Origin of the sequence: Klebsiella sp. CN_Kp088 (assembly GCF_040064335.1) — a bacterium.
In the GTDB taxonomy this organism is placed as follows: domain Bacteria; phylum Pseudomonadota; class Gammaproteobacteria; order Enterobacterales; family Enterobacteriaceae; genus Klebsiella; species Klebsiella aerogenes.
The window spans coordinates 110388-135366 of record NZ_JBEAIQ010000016.1; the positions used below are offsets into that span (position 1 = coordinate 110388).

Below are 24979 nucleotides of genomic sequence, written 5' to 3' on the forward strand. Positions count from 1 at the left end.
CCCTACGGGGCGCGGTTAGTACAGCAGTGATATTTGCTTTTCTTTCGCCAGCGCCAACAGATCGTCATCCGGGCGAACGTCGCTGGCGATGACGTCAAAACGCGATAATTCCCCCATCCGCGCCGGCCGCACTTTGCCAAACTTACTGTGATCGACCACCAGCACATGGTAGCGAGCGTTGTTCATGGCCCAGTGTTTCACCGGCAGCTCTTCCAGGTTATAACAGGTCGCGCCTTGTTCGCAGTCGATACCGGCGGCGGAGTAGTAGGCGATATCCGGGCTGAGATGACTCAAGGTATCCTGCAGGCTGAGCGGTAGAAAGATGGCGTTGCTGGCGTGGAATTCGCCGCCGCACAGAATAGCGCGACACAGCGGTTTTTCCTGCAGAGCGAGAAAGGTATTTAACGAGTAGCACACGCCGGTAAACGGCAGCTCGTTATCGATGGCGTCGATTATCCATGGCGTCGTGGTGCCGCAGTCAAAAAAGGCCATCTGATGCGCTTCAAGCAGCCCGGCGGCATGGCGCGCGGCACGGCGTTTTTCATCCACCAGACGGGTTTTCTGATCGCTCAGCAGATAGTGCGTGGCGCTACGCGGTTCCAGCACGATGTAACCGCCCAACAGCACCACCGGGCCGCTGTGGCCGTTTAAATCGCGACGAATGGTCATTTCTGATACGCCAAGCAGCGAAGCTGCTTCTTTCAGGTGAAGTTTATCGCTGCGCTTGAGTGCCTGAATTAGCTGGTTAATGCGTTCGTCACGACGAGTTTCCATATACCCTCTGAGCTAAAATCGCCCTGCAAGGGCAGGGCGTCAGCTTGATTTTACCCGGCGGCGAGGGGTTCGTCACCTGTCAGACGTTAGCCGCGTACCCAGCCTTTACGAATCGGCAGCGAGAAGCAGAGACGATACAGGCGCTGCAGCCATTGGTAGAGGCCATGACCGCCGCTCTGCCACAGCAGTTGCGCCCCAAGGCAGCCGCACATGCCGGCCAGCAGCCCGCCCAACATATCCAGCGGCCAGTGTACTCCCAGATAGACGCGCGACCATGCAATCGCCGAGGCGATGACCAGCAGCAGCGTGCCGGACCACACCCGGTGCCAGAATAAAAACGCCAGCGCGAAGGTAAAGATGACGGTGCCGTGATCGCTTGGGAACGAGTCATCCGCCGCATGATGCAGGAAGTTATAGCCGACGCCGTCAACAAACGGCCGGTCGTGTGGAAACAGATGACCGATAACCCACGAAATAGACAGGCTCAGGGCCAGGGCCAGCATGACCTTAAATACCAACTGACGTTGGTTTGGCCCCCACAGCCACAGCGCCACCACCAGCAGCGGCACAATGATAATTAAGTCTTTGGCAATAAACGTGGCGACCTCAATCGCCCACCACGAGGAGGACGGGGTGGCGTTAATCAGGGCAAACAGCGCGTAGTTGATATTTTCCAGCATGCTTCCAGTCTCTGGTTACGATGGCAATAAGCTGCTCACCTTATTGAAAGGCAACGATAGGGTAAAGCAGCATTGTCTTAATTATCAGTTTGTTACGAAATATATCCGTGAGATGCCCTTGCCGGTATTTCGCCAAAGCGAGTATATCGCCTGTAATCTCATTGAAACATAAACGAAATATAAATATTCGTTTCATGCAGTACCGCGGGCTGGCGATATTTTTCATTGTCACTCACAATTCACTATCTCCCCGGGTCGACTTTCATTAAACTTTGCGCGATTTTTTTTAATTAAGAGATTGCATGCAGAATTATTCGTTATCAGGTAAGCGCCTCGGTCGTCAGGCGTTACTGTTCCCGCTGTGCCTTGTGTTATATGAATTCTCCACCTATATCGGCAACGATATGATCCAACCGGGTATGCTCGCGGTGGTGCAGGAGTTTCAGGTCGGCAATGAGTGGGTCCCCACCTCTATGACCGCCTATCTGGCGGGGGGGATGTTTTTGCAGTGGCTGCTGGGGCCGCTGTCGGATCGTATTGGCCGCCGTCCGGTGATGCTGACCGGGGTGGTGTGGTTTATCGTCACCTGTCTGGCGACGCTGCTGGCGCAAACCATTGAGCAATTTACCCTGCTGCGTTTCCTGCAGGGCATCAGCCTGTGCTTTATCGGCGCGGTGGGCTATGCGGCTATCCAGGAGTCGTTTGAGGAGGCGGTGTGTATCAAAATCACCGCCCTGATGGCTAACGTCGCGCTGATTGCGCCACTGCTCGGGCCGCTGGTCGGCGCTGCCTGGGTGCATATGCTGCCGTGGGAGATGATGTTTGTGCTGTTCGCCGTGCTGGCGGCCATCTCCTTTGTGGGGCTGCAGCGGGCGATGCCGGAAACGGCGACGCGGTTGGGGGAAAAACTGTCGGTAAAAGAGCTGGGCCGCGACTATCGTCTGGTGTTGAAAAACCTGCGCTTTGTCGCCGGCGCGCTGGCGACCGGTTTTGTTAGCCTGCCGCTGCTGGCGTGGATTGCGCAATCGCCGGTGATTATCATCAGCGGCGAGCAGGCCACCAGCTATGAGTACGGCATGCTGCAGGTGCCGATTTTCGGCGCGCTGATCGCCGGCAACCTGGTGCTGGCGCGTCTGACCTCGCGCCGCTCGGTACGTTCGCTGATTATTATGGGCGGCTGGCCGATTATGTTTGGCCTGCTCCTGTCGGCGGCGGCCACGGTGGTCTCGTCCCATGCTTATCTGTGGATGACCGCTGGTTTAAGCTTCTACGCTTTCGGGATTGGCCTGGCTAACGCCGGGCTGGTGCGCTTAACGTTGTTCGCCAGCGAAATGAGTAAAGGGACGGTTTCGGCGGCGATGGGTATGCTGCAGATGCTGATCTTTACCGTGGGCATAGAGCTTAGCAAGCATGCGTATGAGCTTGGCGGTAACGGCCTGTTCAGCCTGTTTAACCTGTTGGGTGGGGTGTTATGGCTGGGGCTGATTATTTACTTCCTGAAAGATAAAAGCGTCGGCAGTTCGCAGCAGGCGTGATACGTAGTAAACCCGGATGCCCAAAGGCACCCGGGTTCTCATCAGGCGAACGGCGCTTCGCGATTCAATACCTTATCAATAATATGCAATACGCCTTCTTCGTTATTATGCGGGGCATGATGACTGGCGACGGCTTTGACCTCCGCTTTGGCATTCGCCATGGCGAAACCAAAACCGGCATGCTGCAACATTTCAATATCATTGCCGCTATCGCCGAAGGCCACCACCTCATGGTTATCAATGCCCCAGCGCTCCTGCAAAATGCGCAGGCCGTTGGCTTTATGCACGCCAGGGATGATTAAATCGATACTGCCGTAGCCGGTGGCGACGGCGGTAACCATATCGCCCAGCGCCGCGTGTAGCTTCGGCTGAATTTCCGGGATCAGATGATCCGGCACGTTCAGACCGAATTTGAGGATCGCGTCATCGAGATGGTTAAAATCATCCACCAGTTCGAGACGGTGATAGTACTTCGCCGCCACCGCTTTTAGCTCGTCGTTATAGCTATTGAGCGTATAGGCGCTGCGTTTGCCGCAGGCGATAATTTCGATATGCGGCAGCGTTTGCAGGTGGTCGACGACGGCGTTGAAATGCGTCGTCGGCAGCTGGCAGTTAAAGATATCCTCTTTACCGCTCACCACCCAACCGCCGTTTTCGGCGACGAAGGCGATTTCATCGACCAGCTCGGGGAAGAACGATATCAGCTGGTAATACTGGTTGCCGCTGGCGACCACGAAGCGAATGCCCTGTTCGCGCATGCGCTGATACTGCGCCAGAAAACGTGGGCGATTATAGGTCTTGGCATCGCTTAAAAAGGTGCCGTCCATGTCTACCGCAATCAGTTTGATGCTCATTAGCTATTCTCCATCACAGGTTCAGGCTGCGGTTTGGCTACCGCGCGGGCTACCAGCGCCGCCACCATGACCAGACCCAGTACTACCATCATGGCGCTACGCAGGCCAAAATGTTCGCCAAGGAAGCCCAGCAGCGGCGGCCCGACGAGGAAAGCCAGATAGCCGGTAATCGCCACGACGCTCACGCGTTTCGGCGCATCCGGGCCGGTATCGCTGGCGGCGGAAATGGTAAGCGGGAAACCGAGCGAAGCGCCGAGTCCCCACAGCAGTACAGATACCCCGGCAACCCAGGTGCTGTCGACAAAAATAATCAGCCCGATACCCAGTGCGCCCATTACCGCGCTGGCGCGTACGACGGTGACGCGACTGTAGCGGTCGATAAACCAGCCGCCGGTGAAGCGGCCGAGGGTCATGCCGAGGGTGAAACCGGCGTAAATCAGCGAACCGGAAGTGGGGCTAAAGCCGTGGCCGTCGACCATCAGCAGCGGCAGCCAGTCGTTGGCGGAACCTTCGGCGAAGGCCATTGCCAGCACGATCACGCCGATCAGCAACAGCTGCACGTCGCGCCAGACCGGTAGGCCTTTGGCCTCGCTATGGGCGGATTCGGCAGCGTTTTTGCCCGTGCCGTCGGGGATGGCGCGAATGGCGATAACGATGGGGGCAATCGCCACCAGAGCGGCGATCAGAATATGCGGCGCGGCGGGCAGGCCAAAACCGGTCACCGCCATACCGATGCCGGCACCCACGAGGGTGCCGAAGCTGTAAAAACCGTGCATCATCGGCAGCACGGTTTTATTCATTTCCCGTTCAACGGCGGCGCCTTCGACGTTAATCGCCACTTCCGCCGAGCCGAAGCTGGCGCCAAAGATAGCCAGCCCAAAGGCGAACAGCGGCGCAGAGGCGAGCCACAGCGCCAGGCTTAACACCAGCATGCCCGCCACGGCGCACAACATAGTTGTGCGGATGACTTTACGGGTACCGAAGCGCTTCACCAGCCATGCTGAACAGAGAATACCGCTCATTGAACCAATCGACAGGCCAAATAGCACCATTCCCATTTCAGCAGTGGAAAGGGTTAGTAAATCGCGAATCGCGGGCGTACGGGTGGCCCAGGAGGCCATCAATAAGCCGGGGATAAAAAAGAACATAAATAGCGCCCACAGCCGAAGCTGGAGGGCTTTGCGAGAAGTTTGCGCCGTCATCCATAAACGCCCGAGAAAGAAGAGTTGCAGACAACAGTAGCAAGGTTGTGTACATTTGTACACATTCCGCTATCGCTTGACCTGCGTAGCGCACAGAGGGGAAAAACACACCGATGACCCGCAGACCGAACGATCCGCAGCGGCGCGAGCGCATCCTGCAGGCGACGCTGGATACCATCGCCGCGCACGGAATTCATGCGGTAACGCACCGTAAAATTGCCAGCTGCGCCGGGGTACCGCTGGGCTCGCTGACCTATTATTTTAGCGGTATTGAGGCGCTGATTGAGGAGGCGTTTCGTAACTTCACCGTCGAAATGTCGGCGCAGTATCAGCAATTTTTCGACGGCGTCGGCAGCCGCCAACAGGCCTGCGACGCTATCGCCGAGCTGATCTTCAGCGCCCAAGTGACCACCGCGCGCAATATGGAGTTAATGTACCAGCTGTACGCGTTTTGCAGCAGCCGACCAGCACTGAAAACGGTCATGCAGAGCTGGATGCTGCGCAGCCAGCAGACGCTGGAGCAGTGGTTTGAACCGGCGACGGCGCGCGGGCTGGATGCGTTTATCGAGGGGATGACGCTGCACTTCGTGACCGATAGCGCGCCGCTGTCGAAAGCGGCGATTCGCTTAATGGTCGGGCGGCTGGCGGGGGAGAATAGCGCTAGCTAAGCGTCGCTCCGGCGGTGACGTTAACCACCGTGGCGGTCATCGCCGCCGCCAACGGTGAGGCAAGAAAGGTGATGACTCCGGCTATCTGCTCAAGTGTCGGCAACCGCTGCAGCATCGTGCCGTGCGCCGCACCACCCAGCCACTGTTCGACGCTCAAGCCCAGCGCCTGTGCTTTAGGCGCAAACACCTCGGCAGTATAAGAACCCGCCAGCGCCGCATCCGCTATCGCGTGTGACCGTACGCCGAGCACGCGGATTTTTTTGGCGCCGAGTTCGCTGGCCAATGCTTTGATAAAGGCTTCCATTGCGGCGCAGCCGACGATATGGCCGAGGTGTCCAGGGATGGCCATCGTCGCGGAAGGAGGGATAGTGGTAATAATGACGCCCTCGCGTTCGCCACCCATCCACGGCGCCACTGCCTGGGCAATAGTAAATTGGGCATCAAGAAAGGGGACAAAACCCTGGTGATACTCGGCAAGGGATAATTGTGCCAGCGTTTTCCCCTGATTGTGGAAAAAGCCGGTGGCATTAACTACGATGTCAATCCCGCCGGTTCGCCCGGCCAGGTTGGCCACCTGCGCGGTGGTTTGCCCGCCATCCAGCACATCCAGTTGCAGGGTCTCGACGCTCCCGCCTGCAGCGCGAATCTCAGCCGCCGCCTTTTCCAGCTTATCCGCCTGCCGGGCGGCCAGAAAGATCCGCGCGCTTTCTTTCGCCATGGCGAGCGCCGCCGCGCGGCCAATCGCGCCGCTGCCGCCGAAAATCACCACGGTCTTATCTTTAAGCAACATGAAGAGCGCCTTATGTGGGAGTGGATCAGCAAAGTATGGGTGAAAAAATAGACTGTGCAAGGAGGGGGTAGTATTAAAATCAGTGCAGTAATTTTTGAGTTCTGGCCGTAAAATAAACCTGTTACTTAATCATTTAACATGTTGTTTTAATTGAAAAAATAAATATTTTTTTCTGGTTCTTGAGCGTAAAAGTGATTAGCCTTTTATCATCTTATGGTTATTGAGATGGGTTTCATGGATGCAAAGCTAATTGCCAGGGGAATTGTTGATGGTTTAACTTCCCTTTCCGAAGGATTTTATTTATCAGCAATAAGAACGGTAGAAGGTTCAGGAGTCTTGGGGCGTGATCTTAAAAGGCGTAATGAATATGAAACGGAGCGTTTTATTAGGGCGTTCAGAGCATTGATATCGAACGATCAACCAATCAGGCAGCTAATCACCATTGTGAGCACGGATTTTTATGCAAAACTCGATGACAAAGGGAAGAAAGCGATTAATGACAGGATTGGATATTCTGACGCAAAACTGGGAACACGTACGGGGGCTCAGTTTTGCCTGTCCCTGACTTTATCCGAAAAAATAATTGCGCAATTGAAAACAACCAGAATTGGAAACTACGTTCTGCGGGGCTCGGCATCGTTTGCTTTAAGTGCCGTTATTATGCAGGGGATAATCGAAGAGGCAGCGAGAGCTTCTCGTAGGATGAAGGACAGGTATTCATCAACCTATATGATAGTTTCACCAACGAATCTTGATATGGTCTACTTTCTGGTCGAAGAACCACTAGAACCGTATCTCAAGTACATAGAGAGCCATCCAATGCAATGTAAAGGAATAGAAAATGAAATCTGTAAAATTCTCGGCCAGCCATTCTTATAAAAGAATTGGCGTGCATTGCATCAATATGATTGATGCAATGGGGAGGGGGATTTGCTCAATTATGGCTTTTGTTAGTCTTATTGCGCTGGATGGCTGGCTATTCAAGCTGGGTGGCTTTGCGATTTGTTTTGTTCTGATTTGCCTAATTATTTTTCTGGCCGACTGGTTAAAGGCAAAAATTCAGTAAATGATTAAGGTCAGTACGCAACTGATATCTTCAGAGCGGTTTTGGTTTCAGTCTAGCTCGAAAAGTGCCAACTTCAGACAACAAAAAACCCATTTATGAAAATGGGTTAGTGAAAATAATAATTTGTAATACAATCAATAAGTTAGGTTGGTTGTAAGGAGTGGAAATTACTGGGCAATGCCAACCGCTGTCGCCGTTTTGTCGCCATTAGGCAGAGTAGCTAACGGGTGAAGCGCAGGGCTGTTTCAAAATGATCATGAGCCAGGTGAGCATAACGCATGGTCATTTTTATGTCGTGGTGACCGAGGATTTTCTGTTGTGTAAGGATATTCCCGCCAGACATCATAAAATGTGCTGCAAATGTATGGTGCAGAACGTGGGTTAACTGACCTTGTGGAAGTACGAACGAAGTTCTTTCCATGACCGATAAAAATTGAAAATAGCAGTTAGTGAAGAAATTAAATCCATCAAGTGCCATGATCTCGTCATAAAGTTCCTTGCTTATAGGGATACTTCTGTTTTTCTTTCCTTTCGTTCTAACAAAAGTAATACGGTACTTAGTTACTTGTGACCTTGTGAGATTTACCGCTTCACGCCAGCGTGCACCTGTGCTTAGGCAGATTTTGACTACAAGTGCTAGAACCGGGTTCTGACGTTTGCAATCAGCCAGCAACTCAACGATCTGTTCATGGGTAAGCCATGCCATCTCTTTTTCGGCGATGGTAAATTTACGCATGTTCTCAAGTGGATTTGGGCACGGCCATTCACCCAGTCGGGAAAGTTCGCTAAAAACGCTTTGGTAGCTTTGTTCTAGGTTAATGGTGACCGGGCTTGCACCTTTCTTCCATTTTTCACTAAAGTAGATTTCACCCGTGAGGCGTTTATCTCTATAGTGAGCAAACATTTTTGATGTGAGTTCAGTTGCCAAGGGATTACCCAAAGCGTTAACCATCAGTAGCAACTTATCATAGACGTGTTGTCCAGCGGTCAGCGATTTGCCATGGAGTTTGAACCACAACTCAACCACATCTTTCAGTGTTCGGCGGTCTGCTGATTCACCCAGCCATGGTTTTGCTTCAGTTTCCTCCATGGTGTAGCGTTCAAAAGCTAGAGCTTCACCTTTAGTGGTAAACTGCTTGCGAACGCGCCTGCCAGTGCGTCCCATGGGGTAACACTCGCAAAGCCTTCTTCCTGTTGTGAGTTTTCGTACTGCCATAAAAAAGCCCTCCAATGGAGAGCATTTATACTTTGTTTTTGTACAGTATCAGTGTGTGATGATCGGGTAATCATACATATGATATGTGATTGGGATTAGTGCACTTTAGTAATATCTGTATTCGTATCGATTTTTCCTTTGTTACTGGAAGACCTTTGCTCTTTTCTTTTAATATATAATTCCCAGCGGATATTATTCATTATGATGGCATAAATATTAAAAATAAAAGTCTTTACTACTAATACTAAGTAAATAAGGCTAGTCCCTATAACACAATATCCGAGTTTGATAATTAATTCTTTTATCACTGTTGAGTATGGAAATAAATCAATAATATTGCCAATCATTCCATTTGCTTGACAGAAAAGAATTATAACTAGATATATGAAAGTAAACGTAATAAAAGAAATAAAAACTTTCATAAATGCCATGAAGTTATATTTTAACGTGGGCATTTGTGTTTTTTTATGTTGTACTGACATCATTTGAAGAAACATATCGGGTTTGGATAGTGTTGCAAATATAGTGAAGCCTGCAATAAGAAAACCTAGGGTTGTCACTGCAAAGTTGAAACCAATCAAAGACCAGTTTCTAATGTCAGATACTAAGTGAGACATATCCTTCTCAATGAAAAAAGAGTTTGTCAATAAAAAAATAGACGCTGCGAGCAAAATGCAAACATGGAAAGTACTAATGGTAATCCGTTTGCAAAGCAAGTAAACATCCCAAAGACTTTTTTCTTGGGTTATTTCTTTAGCATCTATTTTATTTATCATCTGCCAAACCTTTCATATATATTGCTAATAATTCTAATCGTCTTTTGTGAAAGAGATCTGGGTAGCGATATCTTACCTTCATTTACAAGAACTTCATATCGCTCATAACTTTCATTTGCAGCCACTTCCGTGTTTTTTGATAATTCATTCATCTCACTTAATAAAACAAAATCATCATTACTGCCTTTGATTATATCACCTTCGTTATCATATCCTTTAATATTTATTCCTGAATTTGCTAATCTAGTTGCTGATGTTAGTTGTTCTAAAACAGCATCATGGTTCAAACCCGAATCGGTGTTTGAAAAACGAATTGACGTAGAAATACTGCCCATTTCGTCTCCAGCGCTTTCAAGTGACTCCCAAAATTCGTCGTTATCAATTTCCTCTTGATTCGTAGGGAGTAGCTTTACTGAGACATTTTGGATTTTTCTAAAGTTTTCAATGAATTGTTCTAAGCTTTGTTCATCAGTTAAAGGTGTGATTCTTAGCTTAGGTCGTTCGATTTCACTCCGTAAGGCTTTTTTAGTAACTCGAGGTAAGTCAGGATTTTCTTCGCGTTCTCTTTGTGCAGTTTCGTATAAATGAGATATGTATTTCTCATATTCTATATTTAAGAAGCACTGACTAGTTGACTGGAAGTTTTGAATTGTAGGGGCACCACTAACTTCCTTACAAAGAATCAATCTGTGCGTATTTAATATTAGAAGAAAGAAAGAGCTAGGTGCTGTTTCAAGTTCATCATGATCTTCGACTAAATCAGCACCATCAAATACCTGTTCTCTGGTTAGTAATGTGTTTTTAATAATCCGCCCTTTAATTCCTAGTACTGGGGGCGTTGCTTCTTCATCAAGTATGACACATTCAGTATCAATGAAAAAGAACTCTGATTTATCAGATATTCTGCGAATGTTTGCCATTTCTAAAAAAGATGGGAAAACGATTTCATCATAGTAGTCTAATAAAACATCATCACCAAAACGGAGAGTGTAATTTCCAAACTCTAGTTTTTTAACAAAATCCATTGCTGTGCCTCAAGGTTAAATAGTACGATATTGTGAGAAGATTTTTGCAACTAATTTTATATCTTCTCTTTTACAATCAAATGTTAAATCATCGTCTGTTACCCGAAGATTACCTCCAGGCAATAGAAAATTTTGTTTTATCTTAAAGTTATTTTGGTATTGAACCAACCATCTGCCATCTTCAATATTTTCTTTATTTACATGTGCAATATTTGTGCAATCTTCGTCCTCTATTGCAAGTAAATCATTAAAGTGAGGAAGCAGGGTTTTATCTACAAATAAATGACCTGCATCGAAAATTTTATTATCAATAAGTGTTACTTTGGAAATTTTTAAAACTTCACTTTCTTCGCTTTCAAATTCTTGCCCGTGTCCAGTTCCTAACCAAGTGAGTGTTGCTCCGGTTTCGATGGCACATTGGATGATCCAGTCCAAAGGGAAGGGATCTCTAAGATATCGATTAGCCAAAGTACTTTTAGATACTTTCAGGTGATCAGCTAGAGCCTGGCGCGTTGTAAAGCCATATGCTGAAACTAGCCTTTCGATAGCTTCTCGCCCTCCGCTCTCAAAATTTAGCGGGATCTCATTTGGGTACTTTATTGCTGACATATCTCTTTTACGATCCTGGTATTCGCCATGTTCCCAATTGGGTACTTGTCACAGTTCAAGGCAGTTAATCAAGAAACAAGGAATCATGCACCATGAAACCTAATATTTCAATATCGTTGGCCGTACCTTCAATTTCAATTGAAAAGTACAGTGAACTCACAGGGTTATCTATAGACACAATCAATGACATGTTAGCGGATGGGCGTTTGATACGGCACCGCTTACGCAAAGATAAAAAGCGCGAAAAAGTTATGATCAACATCGCCGCTATGACTATCGATGCACTCTCAGATTGCAATGTGTCCATCAATTAGTTCAATTTTGAGACCGCCTGAGGGCAATGACTATGTTTGATTATCAGACCTCTAAACATGCTCACTTTGATGCGGCTTGCCGAGCATTTGCAATTGAGCACAATCTGGAAGATGTGGCCGCTGCTGTTGGCATGAGGCCACAGATCCTGCGCAACAAATTAAACCCAGCACAGCCGCACCGTTTAACCTGTGACGAGCTTTTAGCTATTACAGATTACACCGAAGATGCGCGTTTACTGGATGGGATGCTGCCGGAGATTACAGCCAGGCGGTGAAAGGGAACTGGCTGGCCAGTGTCAGCGGTAATGCTGAAAGCAGAATTGCCGGTAATCATACAGTGCAAGCTGGCGGGGATCTGACCGAGCAGATAGGGAAAATCCGCAAGAGTGTTGCGGCGATTCAGCAGCAGATAATTGCGCCGGTAGTGTGGATTGGTTCCGGCAGTATCAACGTGGCACAGCTGATGCTGGATACCCTTGACGTATTGAAGGAGCTGGCGGAACAGACGGCCAGCCATACCCACAGTAACACGGGTGCCCCCAAGAATGCTGGCGCTATCCGTGGCGCTGGCCAGAAAGCCGATCAGCTTAACGGTAAATACTCGCCGGTGATTGGCCAGTATACGTCCTGCCCCAGCCAGAATTAAAGCCCGCGGAATGCGGTTTTTTTATGCCCTCATAAAACGCCGCGTAATGGTCGCAGCGGCCTTTTCGCGGCCAAACAATCCACCGCAACACGCAAAACAGATCGTGCGCACAGCAGAGCGCTGGCAGCGCGTGAGCCTGACAAAATAAATCTTTCCGTGACGAAAACGGCGCTACACCGCACCCGCCTGCGGTTTCTGGATCATAAAAATTTTTCAGTTTTATTTTTCTACAAACCAGACCGCCACACCGCGCCAGCGCTAGCGGCTTACCAGAAATCCAAAACTGAAAGGATTGAAAAGAATTTCAGTGTTTTTCAGTTTAGAGGATCTGCGGAGGATTTAAGGTGAACATTAACTATTTGATAAATATAATTAAATTTAATTTTGCGTTAGTTTAAGAAGATCAAGATGAGGTGGTAAACCGGATAAAGTAAAGCCCGCGACTCAAGGACTCGCGCGGGCTGTAGAAAGGATACTGGATTTTAAGAAACTGAAAAAATGAAAATTATACAATGTTGAGAAGAATGCATTTCACTCGGTCAAAGCTGATTGCGTCCTGTGATTCCCGCGCAAACCAGTAGATTTTTTCTTCATGTGCTAATTGTTCAATTTGAGCCTGAGTATCTTCAGGTGGATATGTCGATTTATCTGACGGGATAGTCACAGAAGTTACGTTATCTGGCACGGAGACTTTTTTGGTAGCCCCAGAGGCATAAATGAGGGTCACAATTTTGTTCATTTGATTTTTCTCCTTGAATAATTATGTTAATGAAGTAGTGAAGGATAGCTAGCAAAGTTAAGGTTAGCTTCATACAGCTATCTGCTACTTAGCATCAGTATCTGATAAAGATTGTGCATTTTCTCGTATCAATGATAAGAACTCATAATGTTGAATACATAGCGATTGATCAGTAAGATTTAGTGAGAATACTTTATCAGATAAAGTTGCAATGTATCGGAACTTGTCATGTTTGTTTTTTGAGCAGCTTAGGTTGCTAGAAACTAAAAAAGTATCCTTGCCGGCAATGATATCTTTAGCATCTCCAATCGCCTGATGCATTAAATGCGAAGGGAAGTAGCATAGAAAGACGATTACTAAAAGACGCAATTTTCCGAAATCTTCAAATAGTTTTTCTTTACTTATTAGGTAATAGGTAAAAAAACAGCCTATCAAAAGTGCTGCACTGGCATACTTAGTAGGGACAGTACCTGTAAACAAATTATAGACAGAAAAACTTAATACACCCAATCCAAATAAAACTATAAAAATAATATAAGCAGTTGCTGCATATGAGTAAGCTTTGAACCCACCCCCTGCAGCCTTATATTTTTCGCGCGTTTCAGCGTCTACAACATTATATTGTTGTAAAGCTATATTAAAAATCATTATTGAAATTAATGGGATGGATGGTATAGCGGCTGCTTTTATAATGTCTGCTGCATCTATAAATTGAAGTATATTGATATCAAAATGTAACCAAAAAACCCAAAGATATAGGGAGCTACAGATCATTAGATAACCTGTCGCAGCGGCACCAGATAGTAAGTTAATTTTCATGATGATACCAATAGTAATTACAGGTTACCATTAAAGAACGTATAATCTGTATCGAATAACCACTATTCAGCATGGCTATTTTTATTTGGAAATTTCGGTGGTTGACTCAGCATTCACAATTTCAACATTCTCAGAATGTGATACACGAACGGAACTTGCTGCTTCAATAAGCTTAAGAGCATCTTCTGTAGAAACGCCCCTCAAATCAAATAACTTACGATCAGCAGCAATTTCAATTTTTATACTGTGTTTTCTTTGTAGCATATCCAGTACCTTAAGAACTAATGGGGCATAAGTCTTCCCACACTCAAAAATAACACTTAGATATTCCTTGATGGTTGTTGGTTTGGAGGAGAAACAATGCCCAGTGCCGGCATGTAAACCAACTTCGTCAAAACCATCAATGAAAGACTGCTTTAGGTCTTCAGGAACGTGAAGGTTTAAAGAATCGTACTTGGATTTTCTCTCTGATGCCACTGTTGTTGTCCTCCACATTAGATAGATATTCTCTGTCGCCACTTTGCCGCCATTGGCATATCAGGTATTGAGTAAGTAGGTGATTTGGAAGGGATAAAATAACAGGCAACAAAAAACCCATCAACCTTGAACCTAAGCGGCGGGGTTGATGGGCTCCACAAAATGGGGACATCAAAGAAAAGCAGTGGCACTAGTTATGACTGACATCCTGGGAAAAAGTTCTGTTCATCACCGATTTTTTTGCGAAAAAGTTAAAAATTTTCGGCCGGGGCTAGCCAAGGCCCGGCCAGATGATGACGATCAGCGTACCGGCAAGGGTGAGCAGCACGTTGGCGATAGCGTAAGTGCCAGCATAGCCGAGTGCGGGAATGTTGCTGCGCGCGGTATCGCTGATAATTTCCATCGCCGGGGCGCAGGTGCGCGCGCCCATCATCGCGCCGAACAGCATCGCGCGGTTCATGCGTAGCACATAGGCGCCGAACAGGAAGCAGATCACCACCGGCACCAGGCTGACGATAAGACCGGCAGCCAGCATTTGCCCGCCAATGGCGCCCAGACCGTTATTAATACCCGCGCCGGCGCTCAGGCCGACCCCGGCCATAAACACCATCAGACCGAACTCCTTAACCATGTTCAATGCGCCCTGCGGGATATAGCCGAAGGTCGGATGGTTGGCGCGCAGGAAGCCAAGCATAATGCCGGCGAACAGCAGGCCGGCGGCGTTACCGATGCCGAAGCTGAACGAGCTGAACTGGAAAGTGATCATGCCGATCATCAGGCCGACGATAAAGAAGGCGCAGAAAGCCAGCAGATCGGTCACCTGGCTGTGAATCGAAATAAAGCCGATGCGGTCAGCGACGGTTTTTACGCGGCGGGCGTCGCCGCTCACCTGCAGCACGTCGCCTTTATTGAGCACCACGTTATCGTCGATTGGCATCTCAATCTGGCTGCGGATCACCCGGTTTAAGAAACAGCCGTGATCGGTCAGCTTCAGCTGCGCCAGGCGGCGGCCGACGGCGTTATGATTCTTAACCACAATCTCTTCGGTGACGATACGCATATCGAGCAGGTCGCGGTCAAACACCTCTTTACCGTTACGGAAGCTTGGGTCGAGGCGGGCATGGGCGTCCGGGTAGCCAACCAGCGCGATATCGTCGCCCATCTGCAGTACCGCGTCGCCATCCGGGTTCGCCAGGATACCGTTACGACGAATACGCTCGATATAGCAGCCGGTCTGGCGGTAAATTCCCAGCTCACGAAGATTTTTGCCGTCCGCCCACGCGACCAATTCCGGGCCGACGCGGTAGGCGCGGATAACCGGCAGATAGACTTTACGCTTGGAGTCGGTATCCAGACCGCGCTCGCGGGCGATCTGCTGGGCGCTGGTCTGCAGATCCTGATGCTGCAGCTTCGGCATATAGCGCGCGCCGACGATCAGGCTCACCAGGCCAACCAGGTAAGTCAGGGCGTAACCCAGGCTCAGGTGGTCAAGCGACTGCGCCAGCTGATCGCTGGGCAGGCCAAAGTGGCGTAGGGTATCGCCAGCGCCCACCAGCACCGGGGTGGAGGTCATAGCGCCCGCCAGCATCCCGGCGGTCAGGCCGATGTCCCAGCCAAACAATTTGCCCAGCCCCATAGCGATTAACATCGCGCTGGCCACCATCACCAGCGCCAGCATCAGATAGTTTTTGCCGTCGCGGAAAAAAATCGAAAAAAAGTTGGGGCCCGCTTCGACGCCGACGCAGAAAATAAACAGCATAAAGCCAAGATTTAGCGCATCTGTGTTAATGGCGAAGTGCTGCTGACCTAATAATAAAGAAACGACTAAAACGCCAATGGAATTACCAAGTTGTACTGACCCGAGGCGAAGTTTCCCCAGGCAAAGACCCAGTGCGAGTACAACAAACAATAACAGGATGTAATTCCCGTTTAACAAATCTGCGACGTTTATATTCACGAAAGCCAACTTCTCGTTTACTAGTAAGTTGTTGAAGGAAATGGTTTTTTGGTCTAAGGTTGCTCAAGCGTTCGCACTATGCCGAACGTTATTCTGGCATCCCGTTAATACCGATAAAACAGTGCCGCTAGTTTAATCTTTCCTGGTTGCTGCGGCTAGTCACAATCGTTTTACTCTGACGGGAGCGTTATAAGCATGGACTGCCAGAATGCTATTTCTGACTGGATGAAGTGAAAGATAGTTAGAGGCGAAATCAGGAGGATGTCGTGAAATCTGAGCGCGCGTGGGCCGGTATAATTTGTGGGTTCTTTCTGTTTATTGTGGTCTGTTTATCGCTGTTGCTGCATATGAAAGGGGCTTTTCGGCAAACGGGCAACCCCGAGCTTGGACTGCTGTTCTTTGTGCTACCTGGCGCCGTGGCGAGCTGTTTATCCCCCGGAAGGCGCGTCATACGTCCGCTGATTGGCGCCATGCTGGCGGCACCGGTTTGTCTGGTGGTGATGCGGATGTTCTTTATTACTCATCGATCGTTTTGGCAGGAACTGGCGTGGCTTTTTAGCGCGGTCTTCTGGTGCGCGCTCGGGGCGCTATGCTTTTTATTTATTTGCGTCTGGCTGGACGCCAGACGCAGGCACTCAACGGAAGAGTGAAGTCTCTCAGGCAAACAGGCCGAGATTTTCCTTCGCCCAGGCTTCGAAATCCGTGCAGCCGCCGATGTGTTTCTGATCGACGAAAATCTGCGGTACGGTTTCTACCGGCTTACCGACGGTTTTTTCCAGATCGGCTTTGCTGATGCCTTCCGCGTGGATATCAATGTAGCGATAGCTGAAGTCATCGCGCTCGGTGCTCAGTTTCTCAGCCAGTTCTTTAGCGCGAACGCAGTACGGGCAACCTGGGCGACCAAAAATAACGGTAAACATGCTTCTCTCCTTAAATCTCAGCCGGATGGCGAATGTGGCTATGATGCCGCGTTCCGTTAGCAAGGGGAAGAAGGTTTTACCTTTTATAGCGATGGTTGCGGGTTATGCTTGATCAATATCATCTGCTGCAAGACCCTATACAGATGCGCCAGCGATGCGCTGTGCGCGGCATGAGTATATTGAGGAGCGTTATGCGATCGCCTGCCGCATTACCCAAAAGTATTCTGATTGTTGAGCTCGTCGGCATGGCGCTGCTGACGTTGGCCTGGCTGTCATTAAACCAGTATGTTCAACTGCCTGCGCCATTTGCCAGCCCGACGGCGGCGCTCATCATGATCTTTGCCGGGATCCTGCTGATGATCCCGGCGGCGATAGCCTTAATGTGGCGAATAGCGAAAATTGTCGCGCCGCAGTTGACCGATAATAAGACCTCATCTTCTACCCCGTCCGAACGAGAAAAACACCATGACGCCGACCATTGATCTGCTGCGTAACCACCGTTCCATCCGCCATTTTACCGACGCGCCGATTAGCGACCAACAGCGTGAGGCGATCATTGCCGGGGCGCAAGGGGCTTCCAGCTCCAGCTTTTTACAATGTACCTCGATTATTCGCATTACCGACCCGCAGATGCGTGAGCAGCTGGTTGAGTTGACCGGCGGCCAGCAGCACGTGGCGCAGGCAGCGGAGTTTTGGGTATTCTGCGCCGATTTCAACCGCCACCTGCAAATTTGCCCGCAAGCGCAGTTGGGACTGGCTGAACAGCTGCTGCTGGGCGTCGTCGACACCGCGCTAATGGCGCAGAATGCCTTAATCGCCGCGGAATCCCTGGGATTAGGCGGCGTCTATATTGGCGGCCTGCGTAATAACATTGACGCGGTAACCGAGCTGCTGCAGCTGCCGAAACACGTGTTGCCGCTGTTTGGCCTGTGCCTTGGCTGGCCTGCTGACGACCCGCAGGTTAAGCCGCGTATCCCGCCTGCGATGCTGGTGCATGAGAATCACTACCAGCCGCTTGATCAACAGGTGCTGGCGCAGTATGACGAACAGCTGGCGGACTATTATCTGACGCGCGGCAGCAATACCCGCCGCGATACCTGGAGCGATCATATCCGCCGCACCATCATCAAAGAGAGCCGGCCGTTTATTCTCGATTATTTGCATAAACAGGGCTGGGCAACGCGCTGATTCCCTATACACTTCAACCTGCAAACGCAGAGTGCTGGCCGCCAGTTATTTTCTAAGAGGTGTTGGGTGAAAATCGCTATATTATCCCGGGATGGAACGCTTTATTCTTGCCGCCGCTTGCGTGAAGCCGCGCAAAAACGCGGGCATCAGGTCGAGATCCTCGATCCGCTCTCCTGCTATATGAGCGTCAGCCCGGTTGCCTCCTCGATTCACTACAAAGGGCGACAGTTGCCCCATTTTGATGCAGTCATTCCGCGTATTGGCACGGCGATCACCTATTACGGCACCGCCGCGCTGCGGCAGTTCGAACTGCTGGGCAGCTATCCGCTAAACGAGTCGGTGGCGATTACCCGCGCCCGCGATAAGCTGCGCTCGCTGCAGTTGCTGGCGCGTCAGGGAATCGATCTACCGGTCACCGGTATTGCTCACTCGCCGGACGACACCAGCGATCTGATCGCCATGGTCGGCGGCGCGCCGCTGGTGGTGAAGTTAGTGGAGGGGACGCAGGGGATTGGCGTGGTGCTGGCGGAAACGCGACAGGCGGCGGAAAGCGTGATTGACGCCTTCCGGGGCCTCAATGCGCACATTCTGGTGCAAGAATATATCGCTGAGGCAAAAGGGTGCGATATCCGCTGCCTGGTGGTTGGCGATGAGGTGGTGGCGGCGATTGAACGGCGGGCGAAGGAGGGCGATTTTCGCTCTAACCTGCACCGCGGCGGCGTCGCCACTACGGCCACGATCAGCGATCAGGAGCGGGAGATGGCGATTAAAGCGGCGCAAACGCTGGGTCTGGACGTGGCTGGCGTGGATCTTCTGCGCGCCCACCGCGGTCCGCTGGTGATGGAAGTTAACGCCTCGCCGGGGCTGGAAGGGATTGAAACCACCACTCACGTCGATATTGCCGGGCGAATGATCGCGTGGATCGAGCGCCAGGCCACGCCTGGATATTGTCTAAAAATGGGAGGGTAGCGTCACTTCGTTATCCTTTCATGGAATGCGACGCATTTTTTGCGTAAGCTATGCGTCGTTTTTTATCCAGCAAGAGGTCACAGGCACTATGGATTCACTGGTCGTTCCGGGTCTTGATACATTACGTCATTGGCTCGACGAGTTAGGCATCAGTTTTTTTGAGTGCGACTCCTGCCAGGCGTTGCACCTGCCGCATATGCAGAATTTCGACGGTATTTTCGATGCCAAAATCGACCTGCTGGACAACGTGGTGCTGTTTTCGGCGCTGGCGGAAGTGAAGCCCTCTGCGCTGCTGCCGCTGTCGGCGGATCTGTCGGCGATTAACGCCAGTTCGCTGACCGTAAAAGCGTTCCTTGATATTCAGGATGATAACCTGCCGAAGCTGGTGGTCTGCCAGGCGCTGCCCGTTGGCGCGGGCGTCACTCTCGAACAGTTTGCCTGGTTCTTCCGCCAGAGCGAAGAGCAGGTCTCGATGGTCATTCTGGAAGCCGGCGCCAATCAACTGCTGTATAAAGCGGAAGAGCAGGAAGAAGAGGCCGCAGCCGAAGAAGTACAATACCATTTTCTGCACTAATTAATAAAAGCAGCCGCTGCGATGGCGGTTGCTTATTTATTCTGTCTCAAACCCGTCTTTAAAGAATTATTCACTGCTGTTTTAGCGCTTCGCTTTTATCTCGTAGACCTTTATTGGCTGGAAATATGATCCAGGGCGTTTTTTTGCCTGGGCTATATCCTCTTATTCTGGCTACAGTTATTCTGGCGAGGCGTCCATTTGCGGGCAGCCAATCAGGGAGAGGTTTCCTCTCCTTATCTCAGGCAATGAAAAATATGCATGATTCTTGCATGCGTTCAGGTTCGTCTATTGCGTCCGTGAATTAACGGGCCTTGAGAAGGAAACAGAGATATGACCGCCTTGGGTAAAAAATGGTTAACAGGTGTGATTACGGGTGCGCTGATGGCCGTTTCTGCCGGCTCGCTCGCAGCGGAACAAAAAACGCTGCACGTTTATAACTGGTCTGATTATATTGCGCCGGACACGGTTGCCAATTTTGAAAAAGAGACCGGTATTAAAGTGGTGTATGACGTATTTGATTCCAACGAGGTGCTGGAAGGTAAATTAATGGCCGGCAGCACCGGGTTCGATCTGGTGGTGCCGTCGGCAAGCTTCCTTGAACGCCAGCTGGCGGCCGGGGTATTCCAACCGCTGGATAAAAGCAAACTGCCGAACTGGAAAAACCTCGACCCGAAAGTTTTACAACTGGTGGCGCGTCACGATCCCGATAATAAATATGCGATGCCATACATGTGGGCGACCACCGGCATCGGCTATAACGTCGATAAAGTGAAAGCGGCGCTGGGTAAAGACGTACCGTTGAACAGCTGGGATCTGGTGCTTAAGCCGGAAAACCTTGAGAAGCTGAAAAGCTGCGGCGTCTCCTTCCTTGATGCCCCCGAAGAGATTTTCTCGACGGTGCTGAACTATCTCGGCAAAGATCCAAACAGCACCAAAGCCGATGATTACACCGGACCGGCAACCGATCTGCTGCTGAAGCTGCGGCCCAATATCCGTTACTTCCACTCTTCGCAATATATCAATGACCTGGCAAACGGTGATATTTGCGTCGCTATCGGCTGGGCGGGCGATGTCTGGCAGGCGGCGAATCGCGCGAAAGAGGCGAAGAATGGCGTCAATATCTCCTACTTTATTCCGAAAGAGGGGGCGCTGGCCTTCTTTGATGTCTTCGCCATGCCGGCGGATGCCAAAAATAAAGACGAAGCCTATCAGTTCCTGAACTATCTGCTGCGTCCGGAGGTTATTGCGCATATCAGCGATCACGTCTACTACGCTAACGCTAACAAAGAGGCGACGCCGCTGGTCAGCGCCGACATCCGCAACAATCCGGCGATTTACCCGCCAGAGGATGTCTTCGCCAAGCTGTTCACCCTCAAGGTGCAGGATCCGAAGATTGACCGCGTGCGCACCCGCGCGTGGACCAAAGTGAAAAGCGGAAAATAACGCCGTCAGGCCCGGTACGCCGGGCCTGTAAAGGTCTGACCTGCTGTTCGCTGGCGGACATAGAACTGAAGAATGTATGGCAACCGGGCCATACGGTGATTGTATTTGCCGGAGAGCACCCGAGTGAATGACGCAATGCCCCGCCCACAGGCGAAAGCCCCCAAAGCGCTGACCCCGCTGCTGGAAATCCGTAATTTAACCAAATCCTTCGATGGGCAACACGCCGTCGATGATGTCAACCTCACTATTTATAAAGGCGAAATCTTTGCCTTACTGGGCGCGTCCGGCTGCGGGAAATCGACGCTGCTACGTATGCTGGCAGGTTTTGAGTTGCCCACCGCCGGGCAGATTGTGCTGGATGGCGTCGACCTGGCGCGCGTGCCGCCGTATCAGCGGCCGATCAATATGATGTTCCAGTCTTACGCGCTATTTCCCCACATGACGGTGGAGCAAAATATCGCCTTTGGTCTTAAGCAGGACAAGCTGCCAAAGGCGGAGATTAACGCCCGCGTCCAGGAGATGCTGGCGTTGGTGCATATGCAGGAGTTCGCCAAACGCAAGCCGCACCAGCTTTCCGGCGGCCAACGTCAGCGCGTGGCGCTGGCGCGAAGCCTGGCGAAGCGGCCGAAATTACTGCTGCTTGATGAACCGATGGGCGCATTGGATAAAAAACTGCGCGACCGGATGCAGCTTGAGGTAGTGGATATTCTTGAGCGCGTCGGCGTCACCTGCGTGATGGTCACCCATGACCAGGAAGAGGCGATGACCATGGCGGGCCGTATCGCCATCATGAACCGCGGTAAGTTCGTGCAGATCGGCGAGCCGGAGGAGATCTATGAACATCCGACGACCCGCTATAGCGCCGAGTTTATCGGCTCGGTAAACGTCTTCGAAGGGCTGGTCAAAGAGCGGCTGGAAGATGGTCTGGTACTGAATGCGCCGGGGCTGGTGCATCCGCTGAAAGTCGATCCGGATGCCTCGGTGGTGGATAACGTGCCGGTCTGGGTGGCGCTGCGTCCGGAGAAAATCATGCTCTGCGACGAACCACCGGCAGACGGCTTTAACTTTGCGGTAGGCGAGGTTATCCATATCGCTTATCTCGGCGATCTGTCTATCTATCATGTCCGTCTGAAAAGCGGGCAGATGATCAGCGCCCAGCTGCAAAACGAACATCGCCATCGCAAAGGCATGCCGACCTGGGGTGATGAAGTTCGCTTGTGCTGGGATGCCGATAGCTGCGTTGTTCTGACGGTGTAAGGAGAGGGCGATGAGCACATTAGAACCTCTAGCCGGCGGCAAAAAAACCGGCGGTTTTGCCCTGTGGCTGGCGCGCCAGCAGATGGCTCACGGGCGTAAGCTGGTGATTGCGCTGCCGTATCTGTGGTTAATCCTGCTGTTTTTACTGCCATTCCTGATCGTTTTTAAAATCAGTCTGGCCGAAATGGCGCGGGCGATCCCGCCCTATACCGAGTTACTGTCGTGGGCCGACGGTCAACTGACGTTGACGCTCAACCTCGGCAATTTCCTGCAACTGACCGACGATCCGCTGTACTTTGAGGCTTATCTGCAGTCGTTGCAGGTGGCGGCAATTTCCACCTTTTGCTGTCTACTATTGGGCTATCCGCTGGCGTGGGCGGTGGCGCATAGCAAGCCGTCGACGCGCAATATACTGCTGCTGTTGGTGATATTACCTTCGTGGACTTCGTTCCTCATTCGCGTTTACGCATGGATGGGGCTGCTGAAAAGCAACGGGGTGCTCAATAACTTCCTGTTGTGGCTCGGAGTTATCGATCAACCGCTGGAGATTTTGCATACCAATCTGGCGGTGTACATCGGTATCGTTTACGCCTACCTGCCGTTCATGGTGCTGCCGATTTATACCGCGCTGACGCGTATCGACTATTCGCTGGTGGAAGCGTCGCTGGATCTCGGCGCCAGGCCGTTAAAGACCTTCTTCCAGGTGATTGTTCCGTTAACGAAAGGCGGCATTATCGCCGGCTCGATGCTGGTGTTTATTCCGGCGGTGGGCGAGTTCGTCATCCCGGAACTGCTCGGCGGCCCCGACAGCATTATGATTGGCCGCGTGCTGTGGCAGGAGTTCTTTAATAACCGCGACTGGCCGGTAGCATCGGCGGTGGCGATTGTGATGTTGCTGTTGCTGATCGTGCCGATCATGTGGTTCCACAAGCATCAGCAAAAACAGATGGGAGATCATGGATGAATGACTTACCGGTAGTACGTTCGCCATGGCGGATTCTGATCCTCGTGCTCGGTTTTACCTTCCTGTATGCGCCGATGCTGATGCTGGTTATCTATTCATTTAACAGTTCGAAGCTGGTGACGGTATGGGCGGGGTGGTCGACGCGCTGGTATAGCGAGCTGTTTCATGATGACGCGATGATGAGCGCGGTGGGGTTAAGCCTGACCATTGCCGCCTGCGCGGCGACGGCGGCGGCGATCCTCGGTACAATTGCCGCGGTGGTGCTGGTGCGTTTTGGCCGTTTTCGCGGTTCCAACGGTTTTGCTTTTATGATCACCGCGCCGCTGGTGATGCCCGATGTGATTACCGGGCTGTCGCTGCTGCTGCTGTTCGTCGCGCTGGGGCATTCCATCGGCTGGCCATCGGATCGTGGCATGTTGACGATATGGCTGGCGCATGTCACCTTCTGTACTGCCTACGTGGCGGTGGTGATCTCTTCACGTCTGCGCGAGCTGGACAGGTCAATCGAAGAGGCGGCGATGGATCTTGGCGCCGCGCCGCTGAAGGTGTTTTTCGTGATAACCTTGCCGATGATTATGCCCGCGGTCATTTCCGGCTGGCTGCTGGCGTTTACCTTGTCTCTTGATGACCTGGTGATTGCCAGCTTCGTCTCCGGGCCGGGGGCGACGACGCTGCCGATGCTGGTCTTCTCCAGCGTGCGGATGGGCGTTAACCCGGAAATTAACGCCCTGGCGACCTTAATCCTCGGTGTGGTGGGAATTGTCGGTTTTATCGCCTGGTATTTAATGGCTCGCGCAGAAAAGCAGCGAGTGCGTGATATCCAGCGTGCAAGAAGGGGCTGAACCCCCTATACCCGTCATACTTCAAGCTGCATGTGCGTTGGCCGCGTTTGTTCACCCCAGTCACTTACTAGAGTAAGCTCCTGGGGATTCACTCACTTGCCGCCTTCCTGCAACTCGAATTATTTAGGGTATAATCTCTGCAATAGAGTTAACATTGGCGCCGCACTCGTGGCGCCGTTTTCATGGATGACTTTACGTTGGGATTGTTTACAAAAACTCGATCGTCTCATGCTCGTCTTAACGTCCCTGCGCTGGTACAGGTGGCGGCATTTGCTATTATCTTAATTCGCGGTCTTGACCTGTTAATGATCCTCAATCAGCTTGGCGTGCAGGGGATTGCCGATTTTGTCCATCGTAGCGTGCAAACCTGGGCCCTGACGCTGGTGTTTCTGGCGAGCCTGGCGCTGGTGTTTATCGAGATCTGGTGCGCCTTTTCGCTGGTGAAAGGCCGCAACTGGGCGCGCTGGCTCTACCTGTTGACGCAAATTATCGTCATCTCTTATCTGTGGGCGGCCTCGATTGGCTACGGCTATCCAGAACTGTTCAGCGTGGCCGGGGAGTCAAAGCGGGAAATTCTCCATGCGCTGTTTCTGCAGAAGCTGCCGGATCTGCTGGTGCTGGCGCTATTGTTTATCCCTGCGTCGTGCCGACGGTTTTTCCGCTTGCAATAACGGT

Annotated in this window: 29 protein-coding genes and 2 pseudogenes; 17 read left to right on the forward strand and 14 right to left on the reverse strand. The window is 51.1% G+C overall.

Features of this window, described 5'->3' with window-relative positions; translation table 11 throughout:
- Positions 1–15: 15 nt before the first annotated feature.
- Together deoR and ybjG are read right to left on the reverse strand one after the other, a co-directional pair.
- On the reverse strand, positions 16–774 hold the full coding sequence (deoR, locus tag ABLV08_RS07185; protein WP_015367546.1) for a DNA-binding transcriptional repressor DeoR: 759 nt from the start codon (positions 772–774) through the stop codon (positions 16–18).
- 86 nt (positions 775–860) lie between these two features.
- Entirely contained in the window at positions 861–1454 is a 594-nt protein-coding gene (ybjG, locus tag ABLV08_RS07190) for an undecaprenyl-diphosphate phosphatase (RefSeq protein ID WP_020079287.1), read from the reverse strand.
- A gap of 302 nt (positions 1455–1756) precedes the next feature.
- Between ybjG and kdeA the strand changes: the two genes are divergently transcribed.
- Positions 1757–2989, forward strand: coding sequence for a multidrug efflux MFS transporter KdeA (gene kdeA / locus ABLV08_RS07195; protein WP_032714142.1), 1233 nt, complete (start codon positions 1757–1759; stop codon positions 2987–2989).
- A gap of 41 nt (positions 2990–3030) precedes the next feature.
- Here the strand turns inward: kdeA and ABLV08_RS07200 are convergent, their stop codons facing one another.
- Together ABLV08_RS07200 and ABLV08_RS07205 are read right to left on the reverse strand one after the other, a co-directional pair.
- Entirely contained in the window at positions 3031–3843 is an 813-nt protein-coding gene (locus ABLV08_RS07200; protein ID WP_015367542.1) for a Cof-type HAD-IIB family hydrolase, read from the reverse strand.
- Positions 3843–5045, reverse strand: coding sequence for an MFS transporter (locus ABLV08_RS07205; protein ID WP_015704846.1), 1203 nt, complete (start codon positions 5043–5045; stop codon positions 3843–3845). The genes ABLV08_RS07200 and ABLV08_RS07205 overlap by 1 nt, the downstream gene beginning before the upstream one ends.
- A gap of 113 nt (positions 5046–5158) precedes the next feature.
- Here ABLV08_RS07205 and ABLV08_RS07210 point away from each other — a divergent pair, with 113 nt between their 5' ends.
- Entirely contained in the window at positions 5159–5713 is a 555-nt protein-coding gene (locus ABLV08_RS07210; RefSeq protein WP_015704847.1) for a TetR family transcriptional regulator, read from the forward strand.
- Here ABLV08_RS07210 and ABLV08_RS07215 read toward each other — a convergent pair.
- The gene (locus ABLV08_RS07215; RefSeq protein WP_348855691.1) at positions 5706–6503 is read right to left on the reverse strand and encodes an SDR family oxidoreductase; all 798 of its coding nucleotides are present in this window, start codon (positions 6501–6503) and stop codon (positions 5706–5708) included. The genes ABLV08_RS07210 and ABLV08_RS07215 overlap by 8 nt on opposite strands.
- 234 nt (positions 6504–6737) lie before the next feature.
- Here ABLV08_RS07215 and ABLV08_RS07220 point away from each other — a divergent pair, with 234 nt between their 5' ends.
- Both ABLV08_RS07220 and ABLV08_RS07225 read left to right on the forward strand, forming a co-directional pair.
- Positions 6738–7382, forward strand: a complete 645-nt coding sequence (locus ABLV08_RS07220) for a hypothetical protein (protein WP_348855692.1) — start codon at positions 6738–6740, stop codon at positions 7380–7382.
- A complete protein-coding gene (locus ABLV08_RS07225) occupies positions 7345–7569 on the forward strand; it encodes a hypothetical protein (RefSeq protein WP_072201277.1) in 225 nt (74 codons plus the stop codon). The genes ABLV08_RS07220 and ABLV08_RS07225 overlap by 38 nt, the downstream gene beginning before the upstream one ends.
- Before the next feature lie 167 nt (positions 7570–7736).
- On the opposite strand, the pseudogene ABLV08_RS07230 reads toward ABLV08_RS07225, so the two are convergent.
- From ABLV08_RS07230 to ABLV08_RS07245, 4 genes and pseudogenes are all read right to left on the reverse strand, one after another.
- A pseudogene (locus tag ABLV08_RS07230) lies at positions 7737–8785 on the reverse strand (tyrosine-type recombinase/integrase).
- A gap of 95 nt (positions 8786–8880) precedes the next feature.
- Positions 8881–9561, reverse strand: coding sequence for a hypothetical protein (locus tag ABLV08_RS07235; protein ID WP_348855693.1), 681 nt, complete (start codon positions 9559–9561; stop codon positions 8881–8883).
- A complete protein-coding gene (locus ABLV08_RS07240) occupies positions 9558–10586 on the reverse strand; it encodes a hypothetical protein (RefSeq protein WP_285177968.1) in 1029 nt (342 codons plus the stop codon). Before ABLV08_RS07240 ends, ABLV08_RS07235 begins: the two co-directional genes overlap by 4 nt.
- A 15-nt stretch (positions 10587–10601) precedes the next feature.
- The gene (locus ABLV08_RS07245) at positions 10602–11195 is read right to left on the reverse strand and encodes a phage repressor protein CI (RefSeq protein ID WP_285177969.1); all 594 of its coding nucleotides are present in this window, start codon (positions 11193–11195) and stop codon (positions 10602–10604) included.
- 92 nt (positions 11196–11287) lie between these two features.
- On the opposite strand from ABLV08_RS07245, the gene ABLV08_RS07250 reads away from it, so the two are divergent.
- The 3 genes and pseudogenes from ABLV08_RS07250 to ABLV08_RS07260 all read left to right on the forward strand — a co-directional run bounded on the left by ABLV08_RS07250 (position 11288) and on the right by ABLV08_RS07260 (position 12155).
- Positions 11288–11509 carry a hypothetical protein gene (locus ABLV08_RS07250; RefSeq protein WP_000804006.1) on the forward strand — a complete coding sequence of 74 codons (222 nt, stop codon included), beginning with the start codon at positions 11288–11290 and terminating at the stop codon, positions 11507–11509.
- A gap of 32 nt (positions 11510–11541) precedes the next feature.
- Positions 11542–11769, forward strand: a pseudogene (locus ABLV08_RS07255) (phage regulatory CII family protein); the annotation flags it as partial.
- Positions 11770–11846: 77 nt separating this feature from the next.
- Positions 11847–12155, forward strand: a complete 309-nt coding sequence (locus ABLV08_RS07260; RefSeq protein ID WP_285177970.1) for a hypothetical protein — start codon at positions 11847–11849, stop codon at positions 12153–12155.
- A 505-nt stretch (positions 12156–12660) separates the two neighbouring features.
- Here ABLV08_RS07260 and ABLV08_RS07265 read toward each other — a convergent pair.
- The 4 genes from ABLV08_RS07265 to ABLV08_RS07280 all read right to left on the reverse strand — a co-directional run bounded on the left by ABLV08_RS07265 (position 12661) and on the right by ABLV08_RS07280 (position 16147).
- Complete coding sequence (locus ABLV08_RS07265) at positions 12661–12894, reverse strand: hypothetical protein (protein ID WP_285177972.1); 234 nt, start codon at positions 12892–12894, stop codon at positions 12661–12663.
- An 84-nt stretch (positions 12895–12978) separates the two neighbouring features.
- Positions 12979–13713 carry a hypothetical protein gene (locus ABLV08_RS07270; RefSeq protein WP_285177973.1) on the reverse strand — a complete coding sequence of 245 codons (735 nt, stop codon included), beginning with the start codon at positions 13711–13713 and terminating at the stop codon, positions 12979–12981.
- 81 nt (positions 13714–13794) lie between these two features.
- Positions 13795–14190, reverse strand: coding sequence for a hypothetical protein (locus tag ABLV08_RS07275; protein ID WP_348855694.1), 396 nt, complete (start codon positions 14188–14190; stop codon positions 13795–13797).
- Between the two features lie 271 nt (positions 14191–14461).
- Positions 14462–16147: an aspartate:alanine antiporter gene (locus ABLV08_RS07280; RefSeq protein ID WP_015704851.1), complete on the reverse strand. Its 1686-nt coding sequence runs from the start codon at positions 16145–16147 to the stop codon at positions 14462–14464.
- 266 nt (positions 16148–16413) lie between these two features.
- Between ABLV08_RS07280 and ABLV08_RS07285 the strand changes: the two genes are divergently transcribed.
- Positions 16414–16797, forward strand: coding sequence for an inner membrane protein YbjM (locus tag ABLV08_RS07285; RefSeq protein WP_015367534.1), 384 nt, complete (start codon positions 16414–16416; stop codon positions 16795–16797).
- Positions 16798–16803: 6 nt separating this feature from the next.
- On the opposite strand, the gene ABLV08_RS07290 is transcribed toward ABLV08_RS07285, so the two are convergent.
- A complete protein-coding gene (locus ABLV08_RS07290; protein ID WP_015367533.1) occupies positions 16804–17067 on the reverse strand; it encodes a GrxA family glutaredoxin in 264 nt (87 codons plus the stop codon).
- A gap of 191 nt (positions 17068–17258) precedes the next feature.
- Between ABLV08_RS07290 and ABLV08_RS07295 the strand changes: the two genes are divergently transcribed.
- From ABLV08_RS07295 to ABLV08_RS07335, 9 genes are all read left to right on the forward strand, one after another.
- Positions 17259–17549 (forward strand): YbjC family protein, encoded by a 291-nt coding sequence (locus ABLV08_RS07295; protein ID WP_015367531.1) that lies wholly within the window; start codon positions 17259–17261, stop codon positions 17547–17549.
- Positions 17533–18255: a nitroreductase NfsA gene (gene nfsA / locus ABLV08_RS07300; protein ID WP_015704853.1), complete on the forward strand. Its 723-nt coding sequence runs from the start codon at positions 17533–17535 to the stop codon at positions 18253–18255. The genes ABLV08_RS07295 and nfsA overlap by 17 nt, the downstream gene beginning before the upstream one ends.
- 66 nt (positions 18256–18321) lie before the next feature.
- Positions 18322–19224, forward strand: a complete 903-nt coding sequence (gene rimK / locus ABLV08_RS07305) for a 30S ribosomal protein S6--L-glutamate ligase (RefSeq protein ID WP_045374099.1) — start codon at positions 18322–18324, stop codon at positions 19222–19224.
- Positions 19225–19312: 88 nt separating this feature from the next.
- Complete coding sequence (locus tag ABLV08_RS07310; RefSeq protein WP_015367528.1) at positions 19313–19798, forward strand: YbjN domain-containing protein; 486 nt, start codon at positions 19313–19315, stop codon at positions 19796–19798.
- A 330-nt stretch (positions 19799–20128) separates the two neighbouring features.
- The gene (gene potF, locus ABLV08_RS07315) at positions 20129–21241 is read left to right on the forward strand and encodes a spermidine/putrescine ABC transporter substrate-binding protein PotF (RefSeq protein ID WP_015367527.1); all 1113 of its coding nucleotides are present in this window, start codon (positions 20129–20131) and stop codon (positions 21239–21241) included.
- Positions 21242–21364: 123 nt separating this feature from the next.
- Positions 21365–22498, forward strand: coding sequence for a putrescine ABC transporter ATP-binding subunit PotG (gene potG / locus ABLV08_RS07320; protein WP_015367526.1), 1134 nt, complete (start codon positions 21365–21367; stop codon positions 22496–22498).
- Positions 22499–22508: 10 nt separating this feature from the next.
- A complete protein-coding gene (potH, locus tag ABLV08_RS07325) occupies positions 22509–23462 on the forward strand; it encodes a putrescine ABC transporter permease PotH (RefSeq protein WP_045386674.1) in 954 nt (317 codons plus the stop codon).
- Positions 23459–24304 (forward strand): putrescine ABC transporter permease PotI, encoded by an 846-nt coding sequence (gene potI, locus ABLV08_RS07330; RefSeq protein WP_015367524.1) that lies wholly within the window; start codon positions 23459–23461, stop codon positions 24302–24304. The genes potH and potI overlap by 4 nt, the downstream gene beginning before the upstream one ends.
- A 182-nt stretch (positions 24305–24486) precedes the next feature.
- Positions 24487–24975: a YbjO family protein gene (locus ABLV08_RS07335; RefSeq protein WP_015704855.1), complete on the forward strand. Its 489-nt coding sequence runs from the start codon at positions 24487–24489 to the stop codon at positions 24973–24975.
- The last annotated feature ends 4 nt before the right edge of the window (positions 24976–24979 follow it).

Excerpts from the sequence above, each read along its gene's own strand:
- ABLV08_RS07270 (WP_285177973.1), bottom strand. The coding sequence starts at position 13,713 with ATGAAAATTAACTTACTATCTGGTGCCGCTGCGACAGGTTATCTAATG.
- ABLV08_RS07335 (WP_015704855.1), top strand. The coding sequence starts at position 24,487 with ATGGATGACTTTACGTTGGGATTGTTTACAAAAACTCGATCGTCTCAT.
- ABLV08_RS07245 (WP_285177969.1), bottom strand. The coding sequence starts at position 11,195 with ATGTCAGCAATAAAGTACCCAAATGAGATCCCGCTAAATTTTGAGAGC.
- ABLV08_RS07225 (WP_072201277.1), top strand. The coding sequence starts at position 7,345 with ATGAAATCTGTAAAATTCTCGGCCAGCCATTCTTATAAAAGAATTGGC.
- ABLV08_RS07240 (WP_285177968.1), bottom strand. The coding sequence starts at position 10,586 with ATGGATTTTGTTAAAAAACTAGAGTTTGGAAATTACACTCTCCGTTTT.
- ABLV08_RS07220 (WP_348855692.1), top strand. The coding sequence starts at position 6,738 with ATGGATGCAAAGCTAATTGCCAGGGGAATTGTTGATGGTTTAACTTCC.
- ABLV08_RS07310 (WP_015367528.1), top strand. The coding sequence starts at position 19,313 with ATGGATTCACTGGTCGTTCCGGGTCTTGATACATTACGTCATTGGCTC.
- ybjG (WP_020079287.1), bottom strand. The coding sequence starts at position 1,454 with ATGCTGGAAAATATCAACTACGCGCTGTTTGCCCTGATTAACGCCACC.
- kdeA (WP_032714142.1), top strand. The coding sequence starts at position 1,757 with ATGCAGAATTATTCGTTATCAGGTAAGCGCCTCGGTCGTCAGGCGTTA.
- nfsA (WP_015704853.1), top strand. The coding sequence starts at position 17,533 with ATGACGCCGACCATTGATCTGCTGCGTAACCACCGTTCCATCCGCCAT.
- ABLV08_RS07200 (WP_015367542.1), bottom strand. The coding sequence starts at position 3,843 with ATGAGCATCAAACTGATTGCGGTAGACATGGACGGCACCTTTTTAAGC.
- ABLV08_RS07295 (WP_015367531.1), top strand. The coding sequence starts at position 17,259 with ATGCGATCGCCTGCCGCATTACCCAAAAGTATTCTGATTGTTGAGCTC.
- ABLV08_RS07235 (WP_348855693.1), bottom strand. The coding sequence starts at position 9,561 with ATGATAAATAAAATAGATGCTAAAGAAATAACCCAAGAAAAAAGTCTT.
- ABLV08_RS07215 (WP_348855691.1), bottom strand. The coding sequence starts at position 6,503 with ATGTTGCTTAAAGATAAGACCGTGGTGATTTTCGGCGGCAGCGGCGCG.
- potH (WP_045386674.1), top strand. The coding sequence starts at position 22,509 with ATGAGCACATTAGAACCTCTAGCCGGCGGCAAAAAAACCGGCGGTTTT.
- ABLV08_RS07250 (WP_000804006.1), top strand. The coding sequence starts at position 11,288 with ATGAAACCTAATATTTCAATATCGTTGGCCGTACCTTCAATTTCAATT.
- potI (WP_015367524.1), top strand. The coding sequence starts at position 23,459 with ATGAATGACTTACCGGTAGTACGTTCGCCATGGCGGATTCTGATCCTC.
- potF (WP_015367527.1), top strand. The coding sequence starts at position 20,129 with ATGACCGCCTTGGGTAAAAAATGGTTAACAGGTGTGATTACGGGTGCG.
- ABLV08_RS07290 (WP_015367533.1), bottom strand. The coding sequence starts at position 17,067 with ATGTTTACCGTTATTTTTGGTCGCCCAGGTTGCCCGTACTGCGTTCGC.
- ABLV08_RS07205 (WP_015704846.1), bottom strand. The coding sequence starts at position 5,045 with ATGACGGCGCAAACTTCTCGCAAAGCCCTCCAGCTTCGGCTGTGGGCG.
- deoR (WP_015367546.1), bottom strand. The coding sequence starts at position 774 with ATGGAAACTCGTCGTGACGAACGCATTAACCAGCTAATTCAGGCACTC.
- ABLV08_RS07210 (WP_015704847.1), top strand. The coding sequence starts at position 5,159 with ATGACCCGCAGACCGAACGATCCGCAGCGGCGCGAGCGCATCCTGCAG.
- ABLV08_RS07265 (WP_285177972.1), bottom strand. The coding sequence starts at position 12,894 with ATGAACAAAATTGTGACCCTCATTTATGCCTCTGGGGCTACCAAAAAA.